The 19011-nt window shown below is 65.6% G+C and carries 28 protein-coding genes; all 28 read right to left on the reverse strand.

The genetic code is table 11. The features are described from left to right. Position 1: 1 nt before the first annotated feature. Complete coding sequence (locus OPF83_RS02735) at positions 2-4216, reverse strand: phage tail tape measure protein (RefSeq protein ID WP_264885676.1); 4215 nt, start codon at positions 4214-4216, stop codon at positions 2-4. A gap of 12 nt (positions 4217-4228) precedes the next feature. After that, the gene (locus OPF83_RS02740) at positions 4229-4522 is read right to left on the reverse strand and encodes a hypothetical protein (protein ID WP_264885677.1); all 294 of its coding nucleotides are present in this window, start codon (positions 4520-4522) and stop codon (positions 4229-4231) included. A 71-nt stretch (positions 4523-4593) separates the two neighbouring features. After that, positions 4594-4986: a hypothetical protein gene (locus OPF83_RS02745; RefSeq protein ID WP_264885678.1), complete on the reverse strand. Its 393-nt coding sequence runs from the start codon at positions 4984-4986 to the stop codon at positions 4594-4596. 118 nt (positions 4987-5104) lie between these two features. Next, complete coding sequence (locus OPF83_RS02750; RefSeq protein WP_264885679.1) at positions 5105-5710, reverse strand: hypothetical protein; 606 nt, start codon at positions 5708-5710, stop codon at positions 5105-5107. Positions 5711-5780: 70 nt separating this feature from the next. Continuing rightward, positions 5781-6164 carry a hypothetical protein gene (locus OPF83_RS02755; protein ID WP_264885680.1) on the reverse strand — a complete coding sequence of 128 codons (384 nt, stop codon included), beginning with the start codon at positions 6162-6164 and terminating at the stop codon, positions 5781-5783. Positions 6165-6167: 3 nt separating this feature from the next. Continuing rightward, positions 6168-6353, reverse strand: coding sequence for a hypothetical protein (locus tag OPF83_RS02760; RefSeq protein WP_264885681.1), 186 nt, complete (start codon positions 6351-6353; stop codon positions 6168-6170). Positions 6354-6357: 4 nt separating this feature from the next. Continuing rightward, positions 6358-6624 (reverse strand): hypothetical protein, encoded by a 267-nt coding sequence (locus tag OPF83_RS02765; protein WP_264885682.1) that lies wholly within the window; start codon positions 6622-6624, stop codon positions 6358-6360. Between the two features lie 3 nt (positions 6625-6627). Next, positions 6628-6987 (reverse strand): hypothetical protein, encoded by a 360-nt coding sequence (locus OPF83_RS02770; RefSeq protein WP_264885683.1) that lies wholly within the window; start codon positions 6985-6987, stop codon positions 6628-6630. Next, positions 6984-7382 carry a phage Gp19/Gp15/Gp42 family protein gene (locus tag OPF83_RS02775; protein WP_264885684.1) on the reverse strand — a complete coding sequence of 133 codons (399 nt, stop codon included), beginning with the start codon at positions 7380-7382 and terminating at the stop codon, positions 6984-6986. Before OPF83_RS02775 ends, OPF83_RS02770 begins: the two co-directional genes overlap by 4 nt. A gap of 221 nt (positions 7383-7603) precedes the next feature. Beyond that, entirely contained in the window at positions 7604-8527 is a 924-nt protein-coding gene (locus OPF83_RS02780) for a major capsid protein (RefSeq protein ID WP_264885685.1), read from the reverse strand. Positions 8528-8545: 18 nt separating this feature from the next. Further along, positions 8546-8953 carry a hypothetical protein gene (locus OPF83_RS02785; RefSeq protein WP_264885686.1) on the reverse strand — a complete coding sequence of 136 codons (408 nt, stop codon included), beginning with the start codon at positions 8951-8953 and terminating at the stop codon, positions 8546-8548. Positions 8954-8964: 11 nt separating this feature from the next. Further along, positions 8965-10218 carry a head maturation protease, ClpP-related gene (locus OPF83_RS02790; RefSeq protein WP_264885687.1) on the reverse strand — a complete coding sequence of 418 codons (1254 nt, stop codon included), beginning with the start codon at positions 10216-10218 and terminating at the stop codon, positions 8965-8967. After that, entirely contained in the window at positions 10215-11438 is a 1224-nt protein-coding gene (locus tag OPF83_RS02795) for a DUF935 domain-containing protein (RefSeq protein WP_264885688.1), read from the reverse strand. Before OPF83_RS02795 ends, OPF83_RS02790 begins: the two co-directional genes overlap by 4 nt. Before the next feature lie 9 nt (positions 11439-11447). Then, a complete protein-coding gene (locus tag OPF83_RS02800; RefSeq protein ID WP_264885689.1) occupies positions 11448-13013 on the reverse strand; it encodes a phage terminase family protein in 1566 nt (521 codons plus the stop codon). Beyond that, complete coding sequence (locus OPF83_RS02805) at positions 12967-13296, reverse strand: hypothetical protein (RefSeq protein WP_264885690.1); 330 nt, start codon at positions 13294-13296, stop codon at positions 12967-12969. The genes OPF83_RS02800 and OPF83_RS02805 overlap by 47 nt, the downstream gene beginning before the upstream one ends. A gap of 475 nt (positions 13297-13771) precedes the next feature. Continuing rightward, positions 13772-14050, reverse strand: a complete 279-nt coding sequence (locus OPF83_RS02810) for a hypothetical protein (protein WP_264885691.1) — start codon at positions 14048-14050, stop codon at positions 13772-13774. Positions 14051-14274: 224 nt separating this feature from the next. Further along, a complete protein-coding gene (locus OPF83_RS02815) occupies positions 14275-14928 on the reverse strand; it encodes a hypothetical protein (protein WP_264885692.1) in 654 nt (217 codons plus the stop codon). Next, a complete protein-coding gene (locus OPF83_RS02820) occupies positions 14925-15101 on the reverse strand; it encodes a hypothetical protein (protein WP_264885693.1) in 177 nt (58 codons plus the stop codon). Before OPF83_RS02820 ends, OPF83_RS02815 begins: the two co-directional genes overlap by 4 nt. Further along, complete coding sequence (locus OPF83_RS02825; protein WP_264885694.1) at positions 15098-15439, reverse strand: hypothetical protein; 342 nt, start codon at positions 15437-15439, stop codon at positions 15098-15100. Before OPF83_RS02825 ends, OPF83_RS02820 begins: the two co-directional genes overlap by 4 nt. A gap of 136 nt (positions 15440-15575) precedes the next feature. Next, entirely contained in the window at positions 15576-15785 is a 210-nt protein-coding gene (locus tag OPF83_RS02830; protein ID WP_264885695.1) for a hypothetical protein, read from the reverse strand. Further along, positions 15772-16017 carry a hypothetical protein gene (locus OPF83_RS02835; protein ID WP_264885696.1) on the reverse strand — a complete coding sequence of 82 codons (246 nt, stop codon included), beginning with the start codon at positions 16015-16017 and terminating at the stop codon, positions 15772-15774. The genes OPF83_RS02830 and OPF83_RS02835 overlap by 14 nt, the downstream gene beginning before the upstream one ends. Then, on the reverse strand, positions 16014-16343 hold the full coding sequence (locus OPF83_RS02840) for a hypothetical protein (RefSeq protein ID WP_264885697.1): 330 nt from the start codon (positions 16341-16343) through the stop codon (positions 16014-16016). Before OPF83_RS02840 ends, OPF83_RS02835 begins: the two co-directional genes overlap by 4 nt. Continuing rightward, positions 16340-17314, reverse strand: coding sequence for a hypothetical protein (locus tag OPF83_RS02845; RefSeq protein WP_264885698.1), 975 nt, complete (start codon positions 17312-17314; stop codon positions 16340-16342). The genes OPF83_RS02840 and OPF83_RS02845 overlap by 4 nt, the downstream gene beginning before the upstream one ends. Before the next feature lie 103 nt (positions 17315-17417). Beyond that, positions 17418-17693, reverse strand: a complete 276-nt coding sequence (locus tag OPF83_RS02850) for a hypothetical protein (protein ID WP_264885699.1) — start codon at positions 17691-17693, stop codon at positions 17418-17420. Then, on the reverse strand, positions 17690-17932 hold the full coding sequence (locus tag OPF83_RS02855) for a hypothetical protein (RefSeq protein ID WP_264885700.1): 243 nt from the start codon (positions 17930-17932) through the stop codon (positions 17690-17692). The genes OPF83_RS02850 and OPF83_RS02855 overlap by 4 nt, the downstream gene beginning before the upstream one ends. Further along, positions 17929-18294, reverse strand: coding sequence for a hypothetical protein (locus tag OPF83_RS02860; RefSeq protein ID WP_264885701.1), 366 nt, complete (start codon positions 18292-18294; stop codon positions 17929-17931). The genes OPF83_RS02855 and OPF83_RS02860 overlap by 4 nt, the downstream gene beginning before the upstream one ends. Continuing rightward, positions 18294-18761: a single-stranded DNA-binding protein gene (locus tag OPF83_RS02865; RefSeq protein ID WP_264885702.1), complete on the reverse strand. Its 468-nt coding sequence runs from the start codon at positions 18759-18761 to the stop codon at positions 18294-18296. Before OPF83_RS02865 ends, OPF83_RS02860 begins: the two co-directional genes overlap by 1 nt. Positions 18762-18763: 2 nt before the next feature. Continuing rightward, entirely contained in the window at positions 18764-19009 is a 246-nt protein-coding gene (locus OPF83_RS02870; RefSeq protein ID WP_264885703.1) for a hypothetical protein, read from the reverse strand. Positions 19010-19011: the final 2 nt, after the last annotated feature.

The raw sequence follows: 19011 nt of genomic DNA on the forward strand, positions 1-19011 counted from the left end.
GTCACCACCCCCCGACGAGAGTCTCGGAACGGACAGCACGCCGCACCTCACGGCCGACCGCAGTGGCGGCGTCCTCGTCCTCGACGTGCAGGTTCTCGATATGCACCAGCGGCACCGCGCCCTGGGCGCCTTCGGATGCCTCGGCGGCCTCCGCAGTGGGCGGTTCGGCCACCGCCACCGGCCCCACGGTGGGGGCCTGCGCCTGCTGCACTTCCGACATCAGGCTGTTGACGTCGGTGACGAGACCACCGAATCCGAAGAACTCGGCGATGCCGTCGCCGATCTCGGACTGTGCGGCCGGGATGATCCCGTTGGCGAACTCCTCGAGCGCGACCATGCCTTCGTCGACCCACGCCTCGATCGCCGGGGTCAGCTCGATCACCGCACCGATCAGGGCCTTGAGGTCGCGCCACTGGTCGTGGCTGAACACCGGCTCCGGCATCCCAGAGGTGTTGATCCCGATACCGTCATCGGGCAGCCAACCACCCTGGTCGTAGCCGCCGGCCCGGTCGTAGGCGGCCGAAATGGACCCATATTCGTTCATCGCGTAGTTCAACGATGACCGCAGGTTGTCCTCCGGGGACCAGATGTTCGTGTACCCCGGATCCGCGTTCGTCAGGAACGTGTCGTCGCGCATCTGCATCAGGCCCTTGGTTGGCCAGCCTGCAAGCGCGTTGGAGTCCCACAGGTTGATCGCGTTCGGGTCGCCCCCGGACTCCTGGTTCATGCGCCGCAGCACCGAACCGACGAGAGCCTGCGAGTGCCCCTTCTCCGCGAGCAGCCGCTCCACCAGGCTGCGGAACTGCTCAACGCCCGGCGTGCCGACCCAATCGCCGTGCGGCGAACTGCCCCCCGACTGGCCCATCAGGAACTCCTTGACAGAGTCGACCAGCTTCGTCGCCATGCCCTTAGCAACCCCGCCGAACAAGCCCGGCCCCTCTGGGATCATGCCCATGATCGGATCCATGATCGAGGAGAACGCGTTCGCCACCAGCGACCGCACCGCCGACACGCCACCACCGCCCCCGCCGGGGCCATCGTGAGAGATGACGTCCCCGGTGTACGGGTCGACCATGCTCGCCATCGCCCAGTGCACGTGATCGGAGTGACCGCCGATCGCACCAGTGGGGGCGCCGTTCTTCATGTTCGGACCCGGATCCCAGAACAACTCGAGGGTGTCCGGGTACTCGCGGGCGATCCACGACGCCAGCGCACCGGACGGGCCGAAGTCCACCGCCCGGCCGGCCATGTGGTTGTCGAACCCGGACCCGACATCCTGATAGCGGGTGCCGGAGGTGATGACCTGATTCGGGAACGCGTTGGCCACGGATCCGGCCATTGCTCGCTGAATGTCGGTGGTGAGCTTCTCCCAGCCCGGCAGCACACCACCGGCGGCGTAGTGCCCGGCGTGACCGAGGGGCAGACCCTTGCGGGCGCGGGCGTTGAGCTCGTCAATCGCCTTCGGTCCGCCGACAGCGTCGACGAACTCGGTCGTCATGATGCCCTCGCCACCACCCAGATCGACGCGCACGCCGGTCTTGGGGTCCACGAAGTTGTAGATGTCCCGGCCCGGCGTGTGGCCGGGCAGGACACCACCGCGGGCGTAGGCGCCGAGCGCCTCGGGCATCGGCATCTCGTCCAACTCGTCGAGACCGAGCCAGCCGGCCACCTTGTTCCACACGGCCCTGATGCCGCTGTTGTACACGGTGTCGATGACGAACCGGATCGGGGCGGCGGTGATGCCCTTGATCCGGTCCCACATCTGCCCGATGAAGTCGACCGCCGTCTGGAACGCGTCGCGCACGAACCCGAGCCCGGTCTTGAGCCCCTCGAACGCCGGATGCACCACGGTGTCGAGGACCCAGCGGATCCCGTTCCCGAGGGCGTCCCACGCGGGCTTGATGACTACGTTCCACACCCAGTTGAAGAAGTCGCCGACCGCACCGAGCGCGGCCTTCAGCGCATCCCAGGCGGGGGAGATGACGTTCTGCCACACCCAGTTGATGCCCGCGCCGAGGGCGTCCCAGGCGGGCTTGATGACGTTGTTCCAGTAGAACCAGAACGCCGCCCCCACCGCGCCGAGAGCCGCCTTCAGCAGCTCCCACGTCGGGTTAATGATCGTGGCCCACACCCACTGGATCCCGGCGCCGAGCGCATTCCACGCCGGCTGGATCAGGGCAGTCCACACCCACGAGAAGAACGCACCAAGCGCCTGCAACCCGAACTGCATCGCATCCCAGACAGGCTTAATGACGTTGTTCCACGCCCCCACCACAAGGTCGGCAACCAGGCCCCAGTACAGCTTGACGCCCTCCCACCACAGCAGGGCAGCCGTCACGACGACCGCGAACGCGATCTTGAGGCCCTCGAAAATGGGGGAGATGAACGCCCACGCCGCAGCGAACGCGCCCTTGATCATCTCCCACCCGGACAGCAGGACACCCTTCACCCACTCCCAGGCGGTGCCCATCGCGGAGGTGAAAGACTCCCAGATCGCCTTGCCGGTCTCCGTCTGCGTGAAGAACCACGTCAACGCCGCGATCAGACCGACAATCGCCCCCGCGATCAGGCCGAAGATGTTGGCCTTCATCGCCAGATTGAGACCCCGGATGCCCTTCTCAGACAGCAGGGTCGCCACCGCCATCGCCCGAGTCGCGACCGTGTACGCCACCATCCCGATGCGGGCGAGCGCGAGACCTGCCGCCATCGACCCGATGACGATCGTCAGGCCGATCACCAGTTCCTTGTTCTCCCGGATCCACTCGACCAGATCCTGAATCGCGGGGATCACGTTGTCGCGGACCCACACCCCGCCCTCACGCAACGCATCGAACGCCGCCCGGGCGTAGGGCTCCAACTCCACCAGGGCCTGGTTCTTGAGGATGTCGAACTGCTCACCCAGCGTGCGGGTCTCATCCGCGAGCCCGAGAATCGTGTCGTCCGAGGCATTGATGCCGGACATGAAGTCGTCGACCTGCAGCGTCCCAGACTGCACCGCGTCGATGAACGACGCCGCGCCCCGGGTACCGAACAAGCCCTCCGCCAGGTCGTAGGCAGCGGCACGGTCACCGGCCTCCATGAACCGGTCGATCTCGTTGACCGTGTCGAACAGGGCGTCCTGCGGGTCCTTGCCCGCCTCTGCGAACTCGCCCAGTGATCGGGTGAGCCGCTGAATGACCTGATCGCCCTGGATGCCGGCCTTGTCCAGTGAACCGATGAGCGCCGCCGACTCGTCGAAACTGATGCCGAACTGGCGCAACGCGGCGCCGCCCTTGCCCATGCTGGACGCGAGGGAGTCCACGCCCACGCCGGTCGCCTGCGACACCCGGAACAGGGTGTCCAGCGCTCCTGACGTGTCCGCCCCGGAGATGCCGAACCCGGTCATCGCGGCAGAGATGTCGTTGATGTTCGGAGCGATGCCGGTGATGTTCTCCAGTTCGAGCATCTGCCGCGACACCGTCTCAAGGTCGGTACCGGTCAACCCGAGACGGGTGTTCAGGTCCGCGAGGGTCGAGCCCACCTCGCCCATCGCGTTCGGGACCGTTCGCATCACCGACAGGGCCGACGCTTCCAGGCCCGCCAGCGCCTCACCCGAGGCGCCCGTACCGACTCGGATGTCGCGGGACATCGAATGGAAATCCGACCCCAGCGACACCAGGTAGCCAGCGGTGGCGATCGCTGCAGCGCCGACCGCTACGAGACCGACTTCGAGGATCTTCTGCGCCGACTCCAGATCCTTGGTGGCCTGCTCCGCCTGCTCGGCGGACAGCTTCGACTCACCGACTGCACGGGACTGCTCCCGCGCCGCCTGCTCCGAATCTTTGTGGGCCTGCGCTAGACGCTCCTGCGCCCCGGTGAGGTTCTTGTCCGCCTGCTCCGCTGCGGTCGTCGCCTCCGCCTGACGACGGCGCTGTGACTCCAGTTGCTCCTCGGCACGGGCAATCTTCACCGGGTCGCCGGACTCGAGCGCCTTGTTGTACTGCTCCTGCGCGACACGGACCTTGCCGGCGGCGTCAGCAACACGGTTATGTGCCTTCTCCGCCGCGCTGCTGGCCTTGGTGACTGCGGCCTCCGACTTGGAGATGCCGTCGGCGATCTCCTTGCCGACCTGCTCGCCGACCTTCGCCCCCGCCCCCTTGGTGCCGGACGCCAGGTTCTTCCCGAAATCCTTCAGAGAGGGGAGTACCGGGACCCAGACCGCATCGTCAGAAGCCACAACGACCACCCCTCACTTCTTGGATCGGTGCGGGTGAAGCGAATCCACCCACCGCTCGATGTCCTCATTCGTCAGATCGCCTCGATCGCCGTAATGCGTCGACCCCTCGGCCTTCGCCCACGGATAGTCGCGCCACTTCGGGAACTTCGGTTTCTTGCCGTCCTTCTGCCAGATCAGGAGCTTGACGATGACCTCGAGGAAGTAGCCGAGGCGCCACAACAGTGCCTCGGTCCACGTCCACGACTGCCCGTTCATCTGCGCCCTGTGCAGCGCCGAATCCGGCGGGAGTCCGTTGATCAGCGCCACGAGCTTTCGGCCCGTGATCTCGCCCCGCCAGAACGCCGCGAGGGGATCACCGAGCGACGGATACTCGTGGATCAGCGCTGCTTCGATCGCCTCCGCGTGGCGCGCGAGGACTTCTGGGTAGGGTCCGTCTGCTCAACCCACGACTTCACCGCGTCAGTGAGAAGCTCACGCGCCGTGGACGCCGGGTCGGACATGCCCTCGAACAGGGCCAGGTAGTCATCGGTCTGGTCGTCGAGATACATCTCGATCAGCTCACGAGAGAACTCAGACGGCAGCAGTTCACCGTCCTCAAAGTCGCGCCCGAGCTGCACCAGCTCGTCGCGCCACGCCTCCGACGCCATCCGCGGGTCACGGACCTGGAACGACTTCTCGTCGTCAACAGGCCAGTCGAAACGGTCCTCGGTGCCGAGCGCCTCCTTGCGGGTCGCCAGCATCTCGGACAGGGGTGTCACCTTCGCAGCCATAGCCGCACCTCCACTTTCACGGGCATTCATGGGTATGAAGACGCCGGCCGAGAGCTACCCATGAAACTCTCGGCCGACGCCGATCAGGCGCCCACCAGAGGTGGGCGAGGGGAAACGGTCAGGGCGTGGGCAGGACCAGCGCGGACGAGCGGCGCTTGATCGAGTAGCCCAGCTGGTTGACCTGGCAGGAGATCGAACCCGGCATCTGCACCGAGCCGTCACGGTTGTAGGTGATCGCCCCGGACGGGGTGAACGTGCCGCGGGGGATGATGATCCGGTCGTGGCCGGTGCCGCCGCCGGACGCGATGTCCAGGCTGTACAGGCGCTCGTCCACCTTCGGCACACCGCCGTCGGTCCACTCGTAGTAGGAGTCACCCTCCGTCGGGGTGACGAGCTCGAACGCGTCCTCCGGGATGCCGTAGAACACCGACAGGGTGGAGATCGAGCGGGCCATCATCGTGAACCCGAACGTGATCGCCCGCGACAGGCGCCACTCCTTCAGGTTCCCGGCCGCCTGCCACACCTGCACGTTCGCCGACTCGTCCTCGAGGGACTCCTCGATCCCGTCCGTGGACAACCAGCCGAGGTCGACGTACTCCGCCTCGTACGGGTCGAGACCCGTCGGCTCCGCCGTACCCAGAGGCGCGTACGAAACCGCGCCCTCCTTCGCGAAGTCGACCGCATCCGGGTCGTAGTTGGGGCCGGTCTTGTCAATGTCCGCCATCACTGCCTCCTTCAGGCATGAGAAAAACCCCGCACGGTGTGTACGGGGTTCGTGGTTCTAGTTGGGTGGGTCAGTTGTCGGAGCGGACACGGAATGTGACCGCAGCTCCTCTGCGCCTGATGCGTTCGTTGTAGTCCGGGCGGCGCGCGAACACCGGAACCTGCACCGGCGTGAACGGCAGCCCCGGCGCCCCAGATAGGAGCCATTCACGGACCGCCTGAGCCGTGTCGAACGCCGCATCGAGGGTGGAGGCGTACACGTCGAGGTCTACGTCCACGAGGTCGTACAGGGAGCGGCGTGGCCCGTTCGAGAACCGTTCCGCCTCCTGCGACGGGAGCTCGGTCACCTGAACGAACGGAGATCCGGCCTCGATGTCGACCGCGTCCACTCCAGACGCCGTCACCGACGGCAACGACACCAGCGCCACCACCAGATCGGCTTCGACGTCACGCACCGCTTACGCCTTCTTGCTGTCCGAGTCCGGCTTCGCCGCCGGCTTGCTGGAACGCTTCGGCTCCTCCACACGGACCAGGCCCTCACGCGCCAGCGACCGGGCCTTCGCCCGAGTGACCTTCTCCGACGTGCCGACCTTCTTCGAATCGCGGTGACTTGCCCACGTCACCGACACCATGTCATCTGCCATCTCGCTATACCTCTCTCGCGGCCCGGCCCAAGGCGCGGATCCGTTTCGTTGATTCCGTCCCGTACTCCTCCCAAGGGGAGTCCGACACGACGTTCACCCTTGAACGACCACCAGGGCGGATACCCGCTTCCACCCGGATCTTCGCTTTCCCGCCCTCCGCGGCGGTGATGGCCCGTGCGCGGGCGGCCAACTGTTCTGCCACCCGTTTCTCGGCCTGCCTCACCGGCTTGGAGCGGTTGACCTGACGCCAGATCTCGTCGTTGATCGCCACGGCTTAGTCCTTCACTCGTTGGAGTTGGACCTCGAGGTGATGGATTCCGTTGATGATCGTGGGGTGGGGAAAACGATGGACGTCGCCATCCACGCTGTATTCATCGCCCGACGCGACCCGGATCCGACTCTTTGAGTCCAGTGGCAGATCCCGTCCAGGCGGGGTGATCATCTGCCAACTCGTGATGATTGTCGGGCGCTCCGGCGGGCCCTCCGATGACGTCGTCGGCTGCACCGAGACCGGGAACTCCACCGGCGTAACCTCCGGGTCGTCCCACGACCACCGGCCGCCGCTGGACGAGTACCTGTCCTCGACCCACGTCGCCCGAAGTATCTCAATCTCGGTGGTGAACCCCTGACTCATTCCGGCCACCTCTGGGGCTTGGGGAATGTTCCCTTGGGCATCGCCCTCACTGATCCGCCGAACATCGCCAGATGCCAATCCAGTAGACGGATACCGCCAGCAGCGTCAGCGACCAACGTCCCCGACCCCGCCAGCGAACCGTTACGCCACGAGTAGGACTGATGCCCCCGGTACTCGCCGGGGAGTAGCGCGGTCGCGACCATGTCAACCACGACGATCCGAGCGAGTTCGTGCTCTTCCATCGTTGCGATGTGGGTCTTGACGTTCGTCTCCAATAGCCGCGACGCCACAAGCACGAGCGACTCGGCGCGCTTCTCCTCAGACGGGGTCAGTGGCCGAGGGAACTCGGCGGCCACATCACCGACACTCGCGAACGGTTCCTTGACTACCCACATAGGGCCCCCTTCCCTAACCGCTCTGCATCACTCGGCGTCGGTCGGCCCAGCCTTGCGGCGGGTGCGGGGCTTCGATGCCTGGACGGGCTCAGCGGCCCGAGCACGGATCAAACGCTCCGCCTCAGACTCTGACACCTCGACAGTCTCGCCCTGCACCCGCCGCACATGCCCGCCGTCCGTGGGCTGGTCCCACCACTGGCAGGTCAACCTCACCGCAGACATCAGGAGATGCCGGTGATCCGGAACGCGGCCTTCGGGTTGTCGACCGCGTACACACGGGATTGGAAGCAATCCGACCGGTACGACATGGTCGGGCCACCACTCGAGTCCGGTCCGCCACCCTCGGCGTAGAGCGGGGTCATCTGCAGCGGAATCGCATCCGAACGGAAACCGACAGTGCCGGCCTCCATCACGAGGACCTCGGTGGGGTCCATGTAGCGGGACTGCAGCACGTTCAGGCCGAACACGGTCTGCGGGAGCTGCCCCGTGTACAGCGGGTTCGCGGACGCCGCGTCACCGATGTACTTCGACTGCACCTTCTCGTTACGAAGGAGGGCGGTCACGGCACGCGGGTGCGCGACGATCGTGTCGGGGCTGTACCCGAAGTTGCGGGTGTCGTCGCCGTCCACGTTGGCGCCCTGGATCGCGTCGATCGCGTCGAACACGTCCTTGATCGGATCTCCGGTCGTGCCCCACGTAGCGGAGGCAGCCGCGTCCGGAACGCTGGCGGCGTTGAACGACGCCAGGCCGGCGCGGATCGACGACCGCAGGACGTTGTTCTGCAGGGCAGTGATCTGCTGGTTGACCAGGTCGATCTTGTTGAAGTTGCGCATCTCGAACGAGACACGCACCGCCTGCGCGATCTTCTGGGCGATGACCGTTCGCACCTTGCCGATGTTGAGATCCGCGACCGGGATCTCGCCGAACTCGGCGACGTTCTCCGCGTCCGAGTTGAGGAAAGGCGCGGCGGCCTCACGGTAGGCGACGACCCCCTGGTTGGAGCCGCCGTCGCGGAAAACCGCGTCGACCAGGAACGCGCCATCGAGGTTCTGGATGATCCGCTGGGCGATCCACGTGGGGTCGGCGATCATCGAGTCGACGGTGATCTTGTCGCCGTCGTAGATCGAGGTGATGTTGTTAGCCATCAGTCACTCCGTTTCGTGTCAGGCCGAGGCGGCCGGGTTGGGGCAGGTCAGCAGAACAACCGCCGTCTTGTCCGTGTCGCCAGTGGCCGCACGGACCACAACACCGACAGGGTTAGTGCCGGTCGCGGACACAGCGCCGCCAGCGGCGGCGTAGACGGTTGCACCGACCGCAGCCTCTCCGTCGAGGCGGAGCGGCAGCGCGGCACCTGCGGAGTGAACCGCCACATGCGCCGGCAGACCATGCTGAAGGTCGTTCGGCTCCCGCGGCACATCCGGGGCGCCGGACGTGGCGACTGCACCAAACGGCACGTCAGCAGCGCCACACGGAGAGACACCACCCGCGGCGAGGGTGACGACAGAGAACTTGGTGACCGCGTCAGCAACCTCGAACGAGATCGGACCGGTCTTGAAGGTGGGATTGGACATCTGGCTTCTCCTCAGAGCTTGGGACGTGCGGCGATACCCGCACGATCAGCGGCAGCGGACAGTTCGTTCGAGGTGCCGGTGTCAGCATCGCTGCCACCGCGGCCGGCCTCTTCGCGAGGGATTCGCCCGGATGCCATCTGGTTGATGCGGGCCTTCGCGTCATCGGGATCACCGAGCACACGAGTCACCCACCGGTCCTTCGACGCGGCGGACAGCTTGCCGGCGTCGATGGCGTTCTGCACGAACTCCTCGGCGTCCTCGCGGGTGGTCTTCTCGTCGAACTCGTCGCCCTTCTCGGCGCGAGCCAGGAGGTCGGCGTAGACCTCTTTGTCGAGGACAACCGTCTCATCGTCCGGCTCGACGGTATTGGCCGGGGCCTCGTCGCCCTGATCGTCCTCGTCGGGCGTCTCATCCGCTTCATCGGACGGGTCCTCGGCGGGGTCCTCGTCTGCGGCCCGCTCGTTCAGCGCCTCATCCAGAGCCGCCAGAATCGTGCCCTCGTCAGCGTCAGCGTCGGCGACACCGAGGCGCTGGCGGAGCTCGTTCATGAGATCAGCCATGCTGCTCTCCTTCCTGTTGTCCTCCGCCAGCGCGGAGGAAGTCTGAACTGCCGGGGCGGGAGCCTCACGGCGCCCGGCGTAGTTGAAAGACGCGAGGTTGAACCTGTTCGTAGACGCGGCAGGGGAGGGGACGCCGGACTCGACCCGCTCCACCAGCCCGGCCTCGACCGCCTCCGTCGGGGAGAACCACGTCTCCGCCCGCATCGCCTCACGCCACATGTCCGCCGGAGTGCCCGCCTTCTCGGCGTAGATCTCAGCGATAAGCATCGTCTCCGCGTCGATACGGTCCGCGATCTCCCGCAGACCCTCGGCGTTGCCGATTCCGACAATCCACGCGTCGTGAATCATCATCTCCGACGCGGGACGCATGATGACCTCGTCGCCGGCCATCGCTATGAACGACGCCGCCGACGCTGCCAGCCCCTCCACGATGGTCACGATCCGGGCCTTGTGAGAGCGCAGCGAGTTGTAGATCGCCATGCCCTCCCACACCTCGCCGCCCGGGCAGTTGATGAGAAGCCGGATCTCCTCCGTCTCGTCAGGCAGCGCGTCAAGCGTGTCAACGAACTCCTTCGCAGACACACCGAACGGGCCACCCCACGAGTCGACCGGGTCGTACAAGCGGATCGTCGCCACCCCGGAATCAGTGACCGTCGCAGTCACTTCGGCCCGCGACCGGTTCGGATCGGTGATGAACGGGTTCATGAATCCTCCGTCTGATTCGGCAGTGGTCGTTTCGGGGGCAGGCTGTACCGCCTACGAACTTCTTCCTCGAGGTCCTTGTCCGGCAAGATCACGCCCGAGTTCGTCAAGATCGACAGGGATTCGGCGGTCAGTTCCTTCTTGGAGCCGATCGGATCGAACACCAGCCGCGGGTACGGCCCGCCAGTCGAGTCGAACGCGATGTCGACCATCTCTTCGATCAGGTACTTGTTCGCGACCGTCGCGATCTGTTCACCGATCGTCTGCAGCGACTGAATGAACATGTCCAACTGGGTCTCAGCGAGCGCGTACGAACCGCCCTTGCCGTCCAAGTTCAGGACGTGCGCCAGTCCGGCTTTCGTGATCTCCCGGTTGTGGAAGTCGATCGCCTCACGCGGCGACACGAGCTGGCCCTTCGTGCCCGCGATCTCCAGCTTCGCCCCGAATGGGATCGACGCCCCGGCCTCCGACCCGGCACGCAGACCAGCCGCAAGCTTCTGGCCCCGATCCAGCTCCTCCCGGTCTTCCGGGTTGGCCGTCGTGTACACCGGCACACCCATGCCGTTGCGCTCAAGCACCTGCGCCTCGAGACGCATCAGTTGGTCCTTGAGTACCCAATGCTTGTAGGCGGGCCGAAGCATCGACGTCCCGGTCCAGTCCTGCACCACCGGGTCATGCACGTACACCAACAGTCGCTCCACAGGGATGACGATCGGCTTCGCGTCCCTCGCCCCAGGGCGGGGATTCTGCTCAATCGACTCCAGCCCGCCGTCATCAGCGATGTTGATCTTCGCGATCGTGTCCGGCATCCGCGGCGCCAGTTTCCACAACCTGTCCCGGCCGTCAACGATCTTGTACACCTTCTCGAAGAACATCACACCGTAGGTGAGGGACTGCAGTGCCCAGTACAGGTGCTCCTGCCACGACACATGCCCACCCGACGACGACACCGGATTCGAGCCATCATCACCCAACACCGGCAGTCGAAGATCCTCCGCCACCAACTGCACCCGCGCCACGTCCGCACCATTCGGGTCAATGCGCCACGTCGTGCGCTGCGGCGGCAACGTGACACCCTTGATCAGGCTCTTCACCTGCGCGTCCTCACGCACCATGCGGGAGTACTGCCGCACCGACTGCGGCCACTTCAACTCGAAGTTCGTCTCCGCCAGACGGGAAACCCCAACCGGCTTCGCATACCCAGTCTCAGTAGTGTCGGCCATACTCACCCCCTAGAAACTCATCGACTGCCACGACGACCCCGAACCAACCGGGACCGCAGGAACCGACTTCAACGGCGCCGCATTCACAACCAGCGGCTTGAACACCGACACACCCCACGTCGCGTGAGTCAGCGCCACCAACTGCGACACCTCACCCGAATGGCGCTCCCACGCCTTCGACCCGTCAGAGAACTCCCGGAGTCGGGCCTGCTCAAGAGCGGACACGAGCCGAGGATCGTCGTCGTGAGTGGCCTTGCCCTCACGCACCTGGACGAGGAAGTCGCGGCACGCCTCTTTCACGTGGGTCAGGGTCATCGACGTCACCTCGATCCCCGCGTCCTCGAGCGGGATCCGGAACGCGCCGGCCGCGGACTTCGGATCCAACAGCACCGCGGTCGGCGTCTCACGCGCCTTGACCGACTTGATGCGGGACACGATCTCCGCACGATCGAACGGGCCGTGATAGATCACCTGAGCGTGAACACCGGTCGCGGTCTTCACCCCCTGGGCGATCGACGCGAACTTCTCATCGGGGGTCGCCTCCACCGCCAACACGAAGTGCCCGGCACGGACAGGGGAACGATCCACCAACTGCCCCCAGACATCCAGATCAATCTCCGGGCCGAACTCGTCAGCGGCGGCCCGCTCCTCGAACCAGACGCCGCGGCCCAGCGCATCAACGTCGAACGCGAGTCGGCCACGGTCGGTTGCCATGCCCCGCATGTTCTTCCGAATCTTCTCCGCGGTCTTGATCACGCCGTAAGACGGGTTCGCGTACTTCCACGTCGCCTCATCCATGCGGTCCATGTCTTCCGGCGCCATGTACTCGATGAGGAACATCTGCGGGTCATCCCCGGCCAACGCCTGACGACGCAGCCCGGACAGCACCTCGCCTTTCGGCATCTCATCCGCGTTGACCGCCGATGACACGTAGAGCGTCTGCGGATCCTCGGCGGCGTCCTGCGCGTAGTTCAGCGCGGACATCTCGCCCTCGGAGAGGTTGTACGCCTCGTCGTAGACGGCTAGGTCCAGCTTGGTCAGGCCCCGACCTGTATCGGGGGAGCGGGTCGTGAACGTGACCGTACCGCCGTTGTCGAACACCAGGACTCCCTCGCCCTGGGAGCACGTTTTCTTGACGATCCGCCGGCGCAACGACGGTCGGGACCAGATCATCGCCAGCGTCCGCTCGTACATCTCCTTCGCGGTCTTCCACCTCTGGGCGGTGTAGAACACCTTGTGCCCTGCCAGCATGGTGCGCCGGATGATGACGGCGGAAACGAGCTCGGACTTACCGTTCTGCCGCGTGCAGATGAGCACCCCGTCGGTGTGCGTCCACCGCCCCTCAGCGGTAGTCGCCTCGATCAGCCGAACAGACCCGCCCTGCCACGGCATCAACGGATGACGGATCCGCTCCATTAACGTGATCGTCTTCTCGCCCAACGACCAGTCGCCCGGAGTGGCGACAAGATGATGCGGCTCCTGACGACCGGTCAGCGTCGGCCACGACTCCATCCCCGCCGACCAGAAGTCAGAGCCCAGCGAGGTCGTCGCCTCCATCTCCCGCACCGCCGTCATCGCCCTGCCTTCTCTCGATTTCGGCAAGGAGCTGTCGGAACACCGTCGTCAACTGCCGCTGCTCCGACACCGCCGTGTCCAGCTTCAGCACCAACTCCCCGTCAAAGTCCGAACGGAATACCCGGCACCATGAATCCGCATCACCTGACGTCAACGCGTGCAGCCGATCCAGACGATCCTTGATGCGCGCCGCCTCAACGACCAGCGACGTCGTCGAGTACTCGTCATCCGGCCGGGACAGCGCCCCGTGCAACTCCGTCCCACCCGGGCCGAACTCGTCCACCACCGTCACCTCCAAACCCGCAACTTTTCGGGCCGTACAAAAAAGCCTGACTACCGGCGGGGGGCTGTCAGGAGCGGTACCCCTTCAAGATTTGTGGGGGGTGGGTCAGATGAGGGGTTGCACTCCGCTGGGGAGGCCGTGGGGGTCGCTGGGTGTCGCTGTGGCGGCTTGGCGTTCGAGTTGGCGTGCTCTGCCCATGCGGCGGTTGCATCGTCCGTGGGTTAGCCGTGAGGGTTTGTGTCCGCGGCGGCTGGTCTGGTCTTGGAGTTGGTCTTCGTGGTCAGCTTCGAGGGCCATGCCGTCGTAGTTGCGGGTCTTGTCTCGCCACATGGGTTTGCCGCAGTGTTCGCCGTTGATGACCGCGGGGCATGGTGTGCCGTCGCGGTGTGTGCGCATGAGACGGTCGCGGTGGACTTGGTGTTCCCTGTACCCGTACCCGCGTGCTGTCGTGCCGGTGGACATGGCCGGTCCTTGGCTATCTAGATTCTGGATTGGGTGTGGTCATCTCGGTGCGCCACGCCTTGTCGAGTCTCGACTGTGCCAGCACGTCCGGAGAGATGGAGGGCTCACCCTTGGGGATGATCTCGAGGTCCGCGGTGAGGATCGGTAGCGACACGATCGGAATGGCGTGGGCCTCGTCGACGCTCTCGACGTCGGGGCCGCGCTCTGCGATCGCGTAGGGGAACTCGATGCCGTCGATGTACACCTTGTGTTGCTTGCGGTCGATGGTGATCTTCTTTGCGAGCTCAGGCATTGTCCGCTCCTCGTGTGGTTTGGCCCGGTCGGTCGCGTGTCGCGTGTGTATCGCGCCCTCGCTCGATGGCGGGGCCAGTGGGGGAGTGAGCGCGGACGGCGACGACCGGGAGACTAGGGGTCGTGGCCCGGTGTGGTCACGGGATACGACTAAAGCGAGCCGCATCCAATGGGGACGGGGCTCGCTCTAGACGTCAGTCTAGCACACAGTTCAGACAGTGCAGGTCAAGCAGGTTTCGCTTTCTGGCGGCGCATGTGGGCGATCACCTCCCGCGGCGAGTACACACCCTTGCCCGGCTGGGGGCCGAACCTGGTCACATGGTTGCGTCGGCCCCAGTTGCGGATCATGTCGGCGGTCGGCTTGCACTGGCCGTGTGTCCATTCGGCTACCAGTTCGGCGCAGGTGGGGGCGTCGACCTTCGCGTGGGTCATCCCTTCGCGGCGTTGTTCCGGGGTGTAGTCGGCGAGCAGCTTCTCCGGTGGTGGGGTGGTGATCGTTTGGACGATGCGTGCCCAGCGGCCCACCTCGGTGGCGCAGTCCTCAGCCCACGGCTGCTGTGCCACCCGGTGGGAGTGGTAGCGCAGATGCAAGGCGTAGCCGGCGACGTCGGCAATGGTGGGCATGGGGATGCCGGTGTCGGTGCGGAGGTTGTCGCACCAGCCTTTGAGGCAGGCGGTCATTTCCTCTGAGACGGACAGGGCTCCGATGTTGAGTGGTGGTCGACTGTCGGGGACGTTGGGGTTGCGGGCTGCCCTTCCTCCGGGTGGTGATGTCTCCCGTCGTGCGATGCGGAGCAGTTCGGTTGAGGATGTGGCGATGACAGTGCAGTCGCCGGCGAGGAGTTGGGTTCGGTGGTCGTCGAGGAATGTGTCAGTCATGGTGTCTCCCATTCGACGTGGCCTGCCTGCACAACCCAATCCGGTGTGTGGTCGGGGTGTACGGCGCAGAGTTGGTTACGTGTCCCCGCCACACCTGCCGCCCAGGTGCGGTCGTCGGTGACGATGGTGCCCTCATTGCGGCTGGGGGAGTGCGCCCGGAACACGGTGGTCACGATTCCTCCCTGAGAGCGGCAGCGATGGTGTTGCGTACCTGGTGTGCAGCCTCTTCCAGCCCGTACTCGTAAGCCTGCTCAGGGTTAGCGCGGTACGCTTCCTCTAGCCCCTCGCACACGTCGAGGACGGCCCGGAGAGCAGCCACCAGGGCCGGGACCGTAGTGCGGGCGTCCGCGATGAACTCGGCATTGCCAGGCCACGCCGTTGGGTGCATCGACCCCGGAATGTCGACGTGGGAGATGCCGGGGGTCTGATCGTTCGGGTACGCCACCCACGGTCCGTCGGTGGCGCTAGATGCTCTGCGCTCGATCTGGTCGAGTCGGTCACTGATCGACATCAGCAACTCCCATCGCAGTAGCAGTAGAAACACTCATCACAGTCACTCTTCCCGGCTGCGCATTCCCCCGTGGTCACGCCGTCAGCGTCAACTGGGTTGTCGCACTCGGGGCACGTGCGGTCACTGATCGACATGACTACTCGCCCCTCTCGCGACGTTCGACAGCCTCGGCAACGTCAGTGCCCAGGAACTCGGCCAGGGCGATCCGCACGATGTGTTTCGTCCGGTCGCGGGATTTGTGGGACTGGAAACCGCACAGACATTGGGTGCCGTGAATGTGGTGGCGGCTCTCGATGCTGTACACCGCGTGCCAGGCGTTATCCACTATCGGGTCACTGATCGACATGATGGGCCTCCTCGGCCTCGTAGGGACTGGTCGGTTCTGGCTGGCTGGCAGGGGCCATTTGTAGCCACTCGTAGCATTCGGCCCACCCCTCGGTCCATGCGTGGTCGAGCATGGGCATGATCCGTCCTGCCACCCGCCAGCAGTTGCACAGTGGCCCACCGAACGGGCTGCCGTCCTTGGCGTGATCCGACCCCGCGTGCCACACGCGGGCCACACGCTCACGGGCCGTCATCGGTCGGCCCTCACCTTGCGATAGCGGTCGAGGTACCTAGAGGCGGCACCCTTAGCCGCGCCACCCCCATGCTCAGCGTGATCTGTGGCCCACTCGATAGCGTCGTCGAAACTCACGCCCTCATCTGGGTCACCACACCAGTCGTAGACGCGGCCCAGGATGCGGTCGGCCTCGCACCCTTGGCATGTGAGGAAGTCGTAGACGTGGCCGTCGAAGACGTTGCTGGAGCGCGTATAGGTTTCGCCAGCGGAGATGGTCCCGTGACACAGTGAGCAGTGGTGAGCCTTGCGTGCCGTGGGGGTCGACTGTCGGAGTTGCTCGATCACTGGTCTGCCTCCTGCCCGAGAACGTGGCGGGCCATGCCGATGAGCATCTCCACGCCTTCTGGCTCCTGTTCGTCAAAGTCGATTCCCCCGGCCTGGGCGAGCTCCCGCGCCTTCTCCAGCACCGGGTCGGTGCCCTGCCCAGTCGAGACACCAAACAGGTCGCACACGGCATCGGTCGAGACTTCAATGTCTCCGCTGGTGTATCCGAATCTGCGTTGGAAATAAGCGGCCCTGATTGCGCCCTCTACGTCCTCGCGGGTGACGGCGGGGGCGGGCTTCATCTCCGTAACGGCCTCAGCGGTCTCCGCAAGCCACGTGATGCGCTCGAACACGCGGCCCGCGTAGGTGTGGTCTGCCTCGGGCAGGAGGTCCATCCGCAGTGCTGGGTGATCTGCGATGCGCTTCCATGCCGCCGCGTCCTGGTTCGTCTGACTGTACGGGTCAGCCAGTCGGGCTTCGGCAGCCTCAGCGCGGGCCTTCCACTCCATGTGCGCATCGGCGGACCGCTGGTGAGCGTCACGCGACCCCGCGAGCGCCTTCTCCAACTGCTCGGCGCGGGTGGCGGCGGTGTCGCGGGCGTTCTCTGCCTGCTCGGCGCGGGCGACCGCAGCATCACGCTCCGACTCCAACTCTCGCCGGTTCCGAGTCCACGCCTCCCGCTCTGTCGCGTGCTTCCGACGGCGCTCCTTCAGATCGTCAACCTGGCGGCGCAGATCATCCCGCTCCCGCTCGGCGTCCTCGGCGCGGTTGGCCCGCTCCCGCGCCTCGTGCTCCCACTTCTTCCACTGGTCACGTGCTTGGTCGCGTTCCTGCTCCACAATCCCGTGAGCACGACGCCAACGATCCGCCTCGCGCTGCGCCTCATTGCGTTCAATGTTCGCCTTGATGCGGGCCTCGTCCAGCGCCACCTTCTCCTGGTCCGGGTTGCTCAACTCGTGCATGAGTTGCTCTGCGGTCCATTTGTTCACCATGTCGGGGTTCCTTCCGCGAGACGTGAGATTGTCGGCCAGCCAGACCAGGCCGGCAGGTAGGGGATGTGGGCGAGCCAGTCGCGGGCCACCGAGTCGCGGGCGGTCACTGGTCCTCCCTCAATCCGAGTCGCTGCACGATTTGCTCCTGCAACTCGGCACCAGTCGTATCGAGGCCACGGGTCGGTTCCCACATGAGGAACTGCAAGAGCGTGGCAGTGCGCTGCTCATGTGCCAGGGCCAGGACTGCTTGGGTGTTGGCCGCGAGGGCGATAGCAGTCATGGTCGCGTCTGTCTCGCCCTCCCTCTCTAGCCAGTCGTTCACCTGGTCGTTGAGGTCGTCGACGCACAGATTGTGCGGGTTTCCGGGGAGTGCGGTCACTGTTCTGCCTCCTGGGTGATGACGTCGATCTCGGTGGTGGCAGTGACGTCGCGGTGCCGGCCGGAGGACAGGCCGAGGGTGCGGACGCCCTGCTTCGGTCGGTAGATGGATTCGAGGACACCGAACTGGCGTTTGCCGCCCGTGTAGAAGGCGATGTGCTTGCCGAGGTGGGTGTCGTCGAGTTGTCCGGCGAGTAGGCAGGTGATGGCGGCGTTGGAGGTGCCGGAGGGGGTGGTCATGGTCTGCTCCCGGTGATGAGGGCGATGAGGTCGGCGACCTGCATGACGCAGACCTGTTGAAGGGGGTCGGTGATGCCGCGGCGTTTGGCGATAACTACGCCGGCGGTGGCGTCGTCGTTGATGCGTTCGGTTTCGGCTTCGTCGAGCCAGGGGCCGATGAGGTAGCGGCCGCCGTAGTCCTTGACCTCGACGACCACGCGCTTGCCGGTGTGGGTGCGCAACCCGCCGATGTCGCCCTTGTCCGCCGCGCCTGTCTTCACCCGGCGGTCGACCCGGTCGTCGACGTGATGGGACAGGCAGTCCGCGACCATCCGCTCCATGCGGGAGCCGGCGGCCTTAGCCGACGATCGTGAGCGCGACATCAGAACGGGGGCTCGTCGTCGGACTGGCCGAAGCCCTGCTGCTGGCCGGGCGTGCTGCCCCACGGGTCGTCCTGCTGCTGCTGCTGGAACCCGCCCTGCTGCTGCCCGCCGAACTGCTGGCCCTGCTGATTGCGGGGCGGCAACACCTTCACCGCATCCACCGCAACCTTCGCCTTGAACCGCTTCTCCCCGGTCTGCTTGTCATCCCACGTCTCACACTTCAGATGACCGAACGTCACCAGCCGGGCACCCTTCACAGCCTTCTCATGCACCCGCTCGGCTTCGTCGCCCCACAGCTCGCAGTCGAGCCACAGGGTCGGGCCGGTCTGCTCCCACCCGCCCTGCTCGTTCTTGCGCGACTGCTGGTCGGCGGCGATCGAATACACCAGCACGGCACGGCCGTTCGGGATGTACCTGAGCTCACTGTCTTTGCCGAGGTTGCCCTCGATACGAATCTGGTTAGGCATGGTCAGTTCTCCTTAATGGTTCGGTATGGGTTGGGCTTGCGGCTCCGGAATGTGCCGAGTTCGGCGGCGATCATGTCGTCCACGCCCGCCTTGCGGCCCTCGTCCCACGCGTCGGCGCGGACCTGGTCTAGCCAGCGGTCAAACGCTTCGGCCTTCTCGCCGTCCGTGCCGCCGCCATATCGGTCCTCGTACGCGTAGTCGGCGCGGACTGCCCACGTCGCCGGGATTCGCCCGAACATGGCGCTCATGG

The organism is Dietzia sp. NCCP-2495 (genome assembly GCF_026011735.1).
GTDB lineage: Bacteria > Actinomycetota > Actinomycetes > Mycobacteriales > Mycobacteriaceae > Dietzia.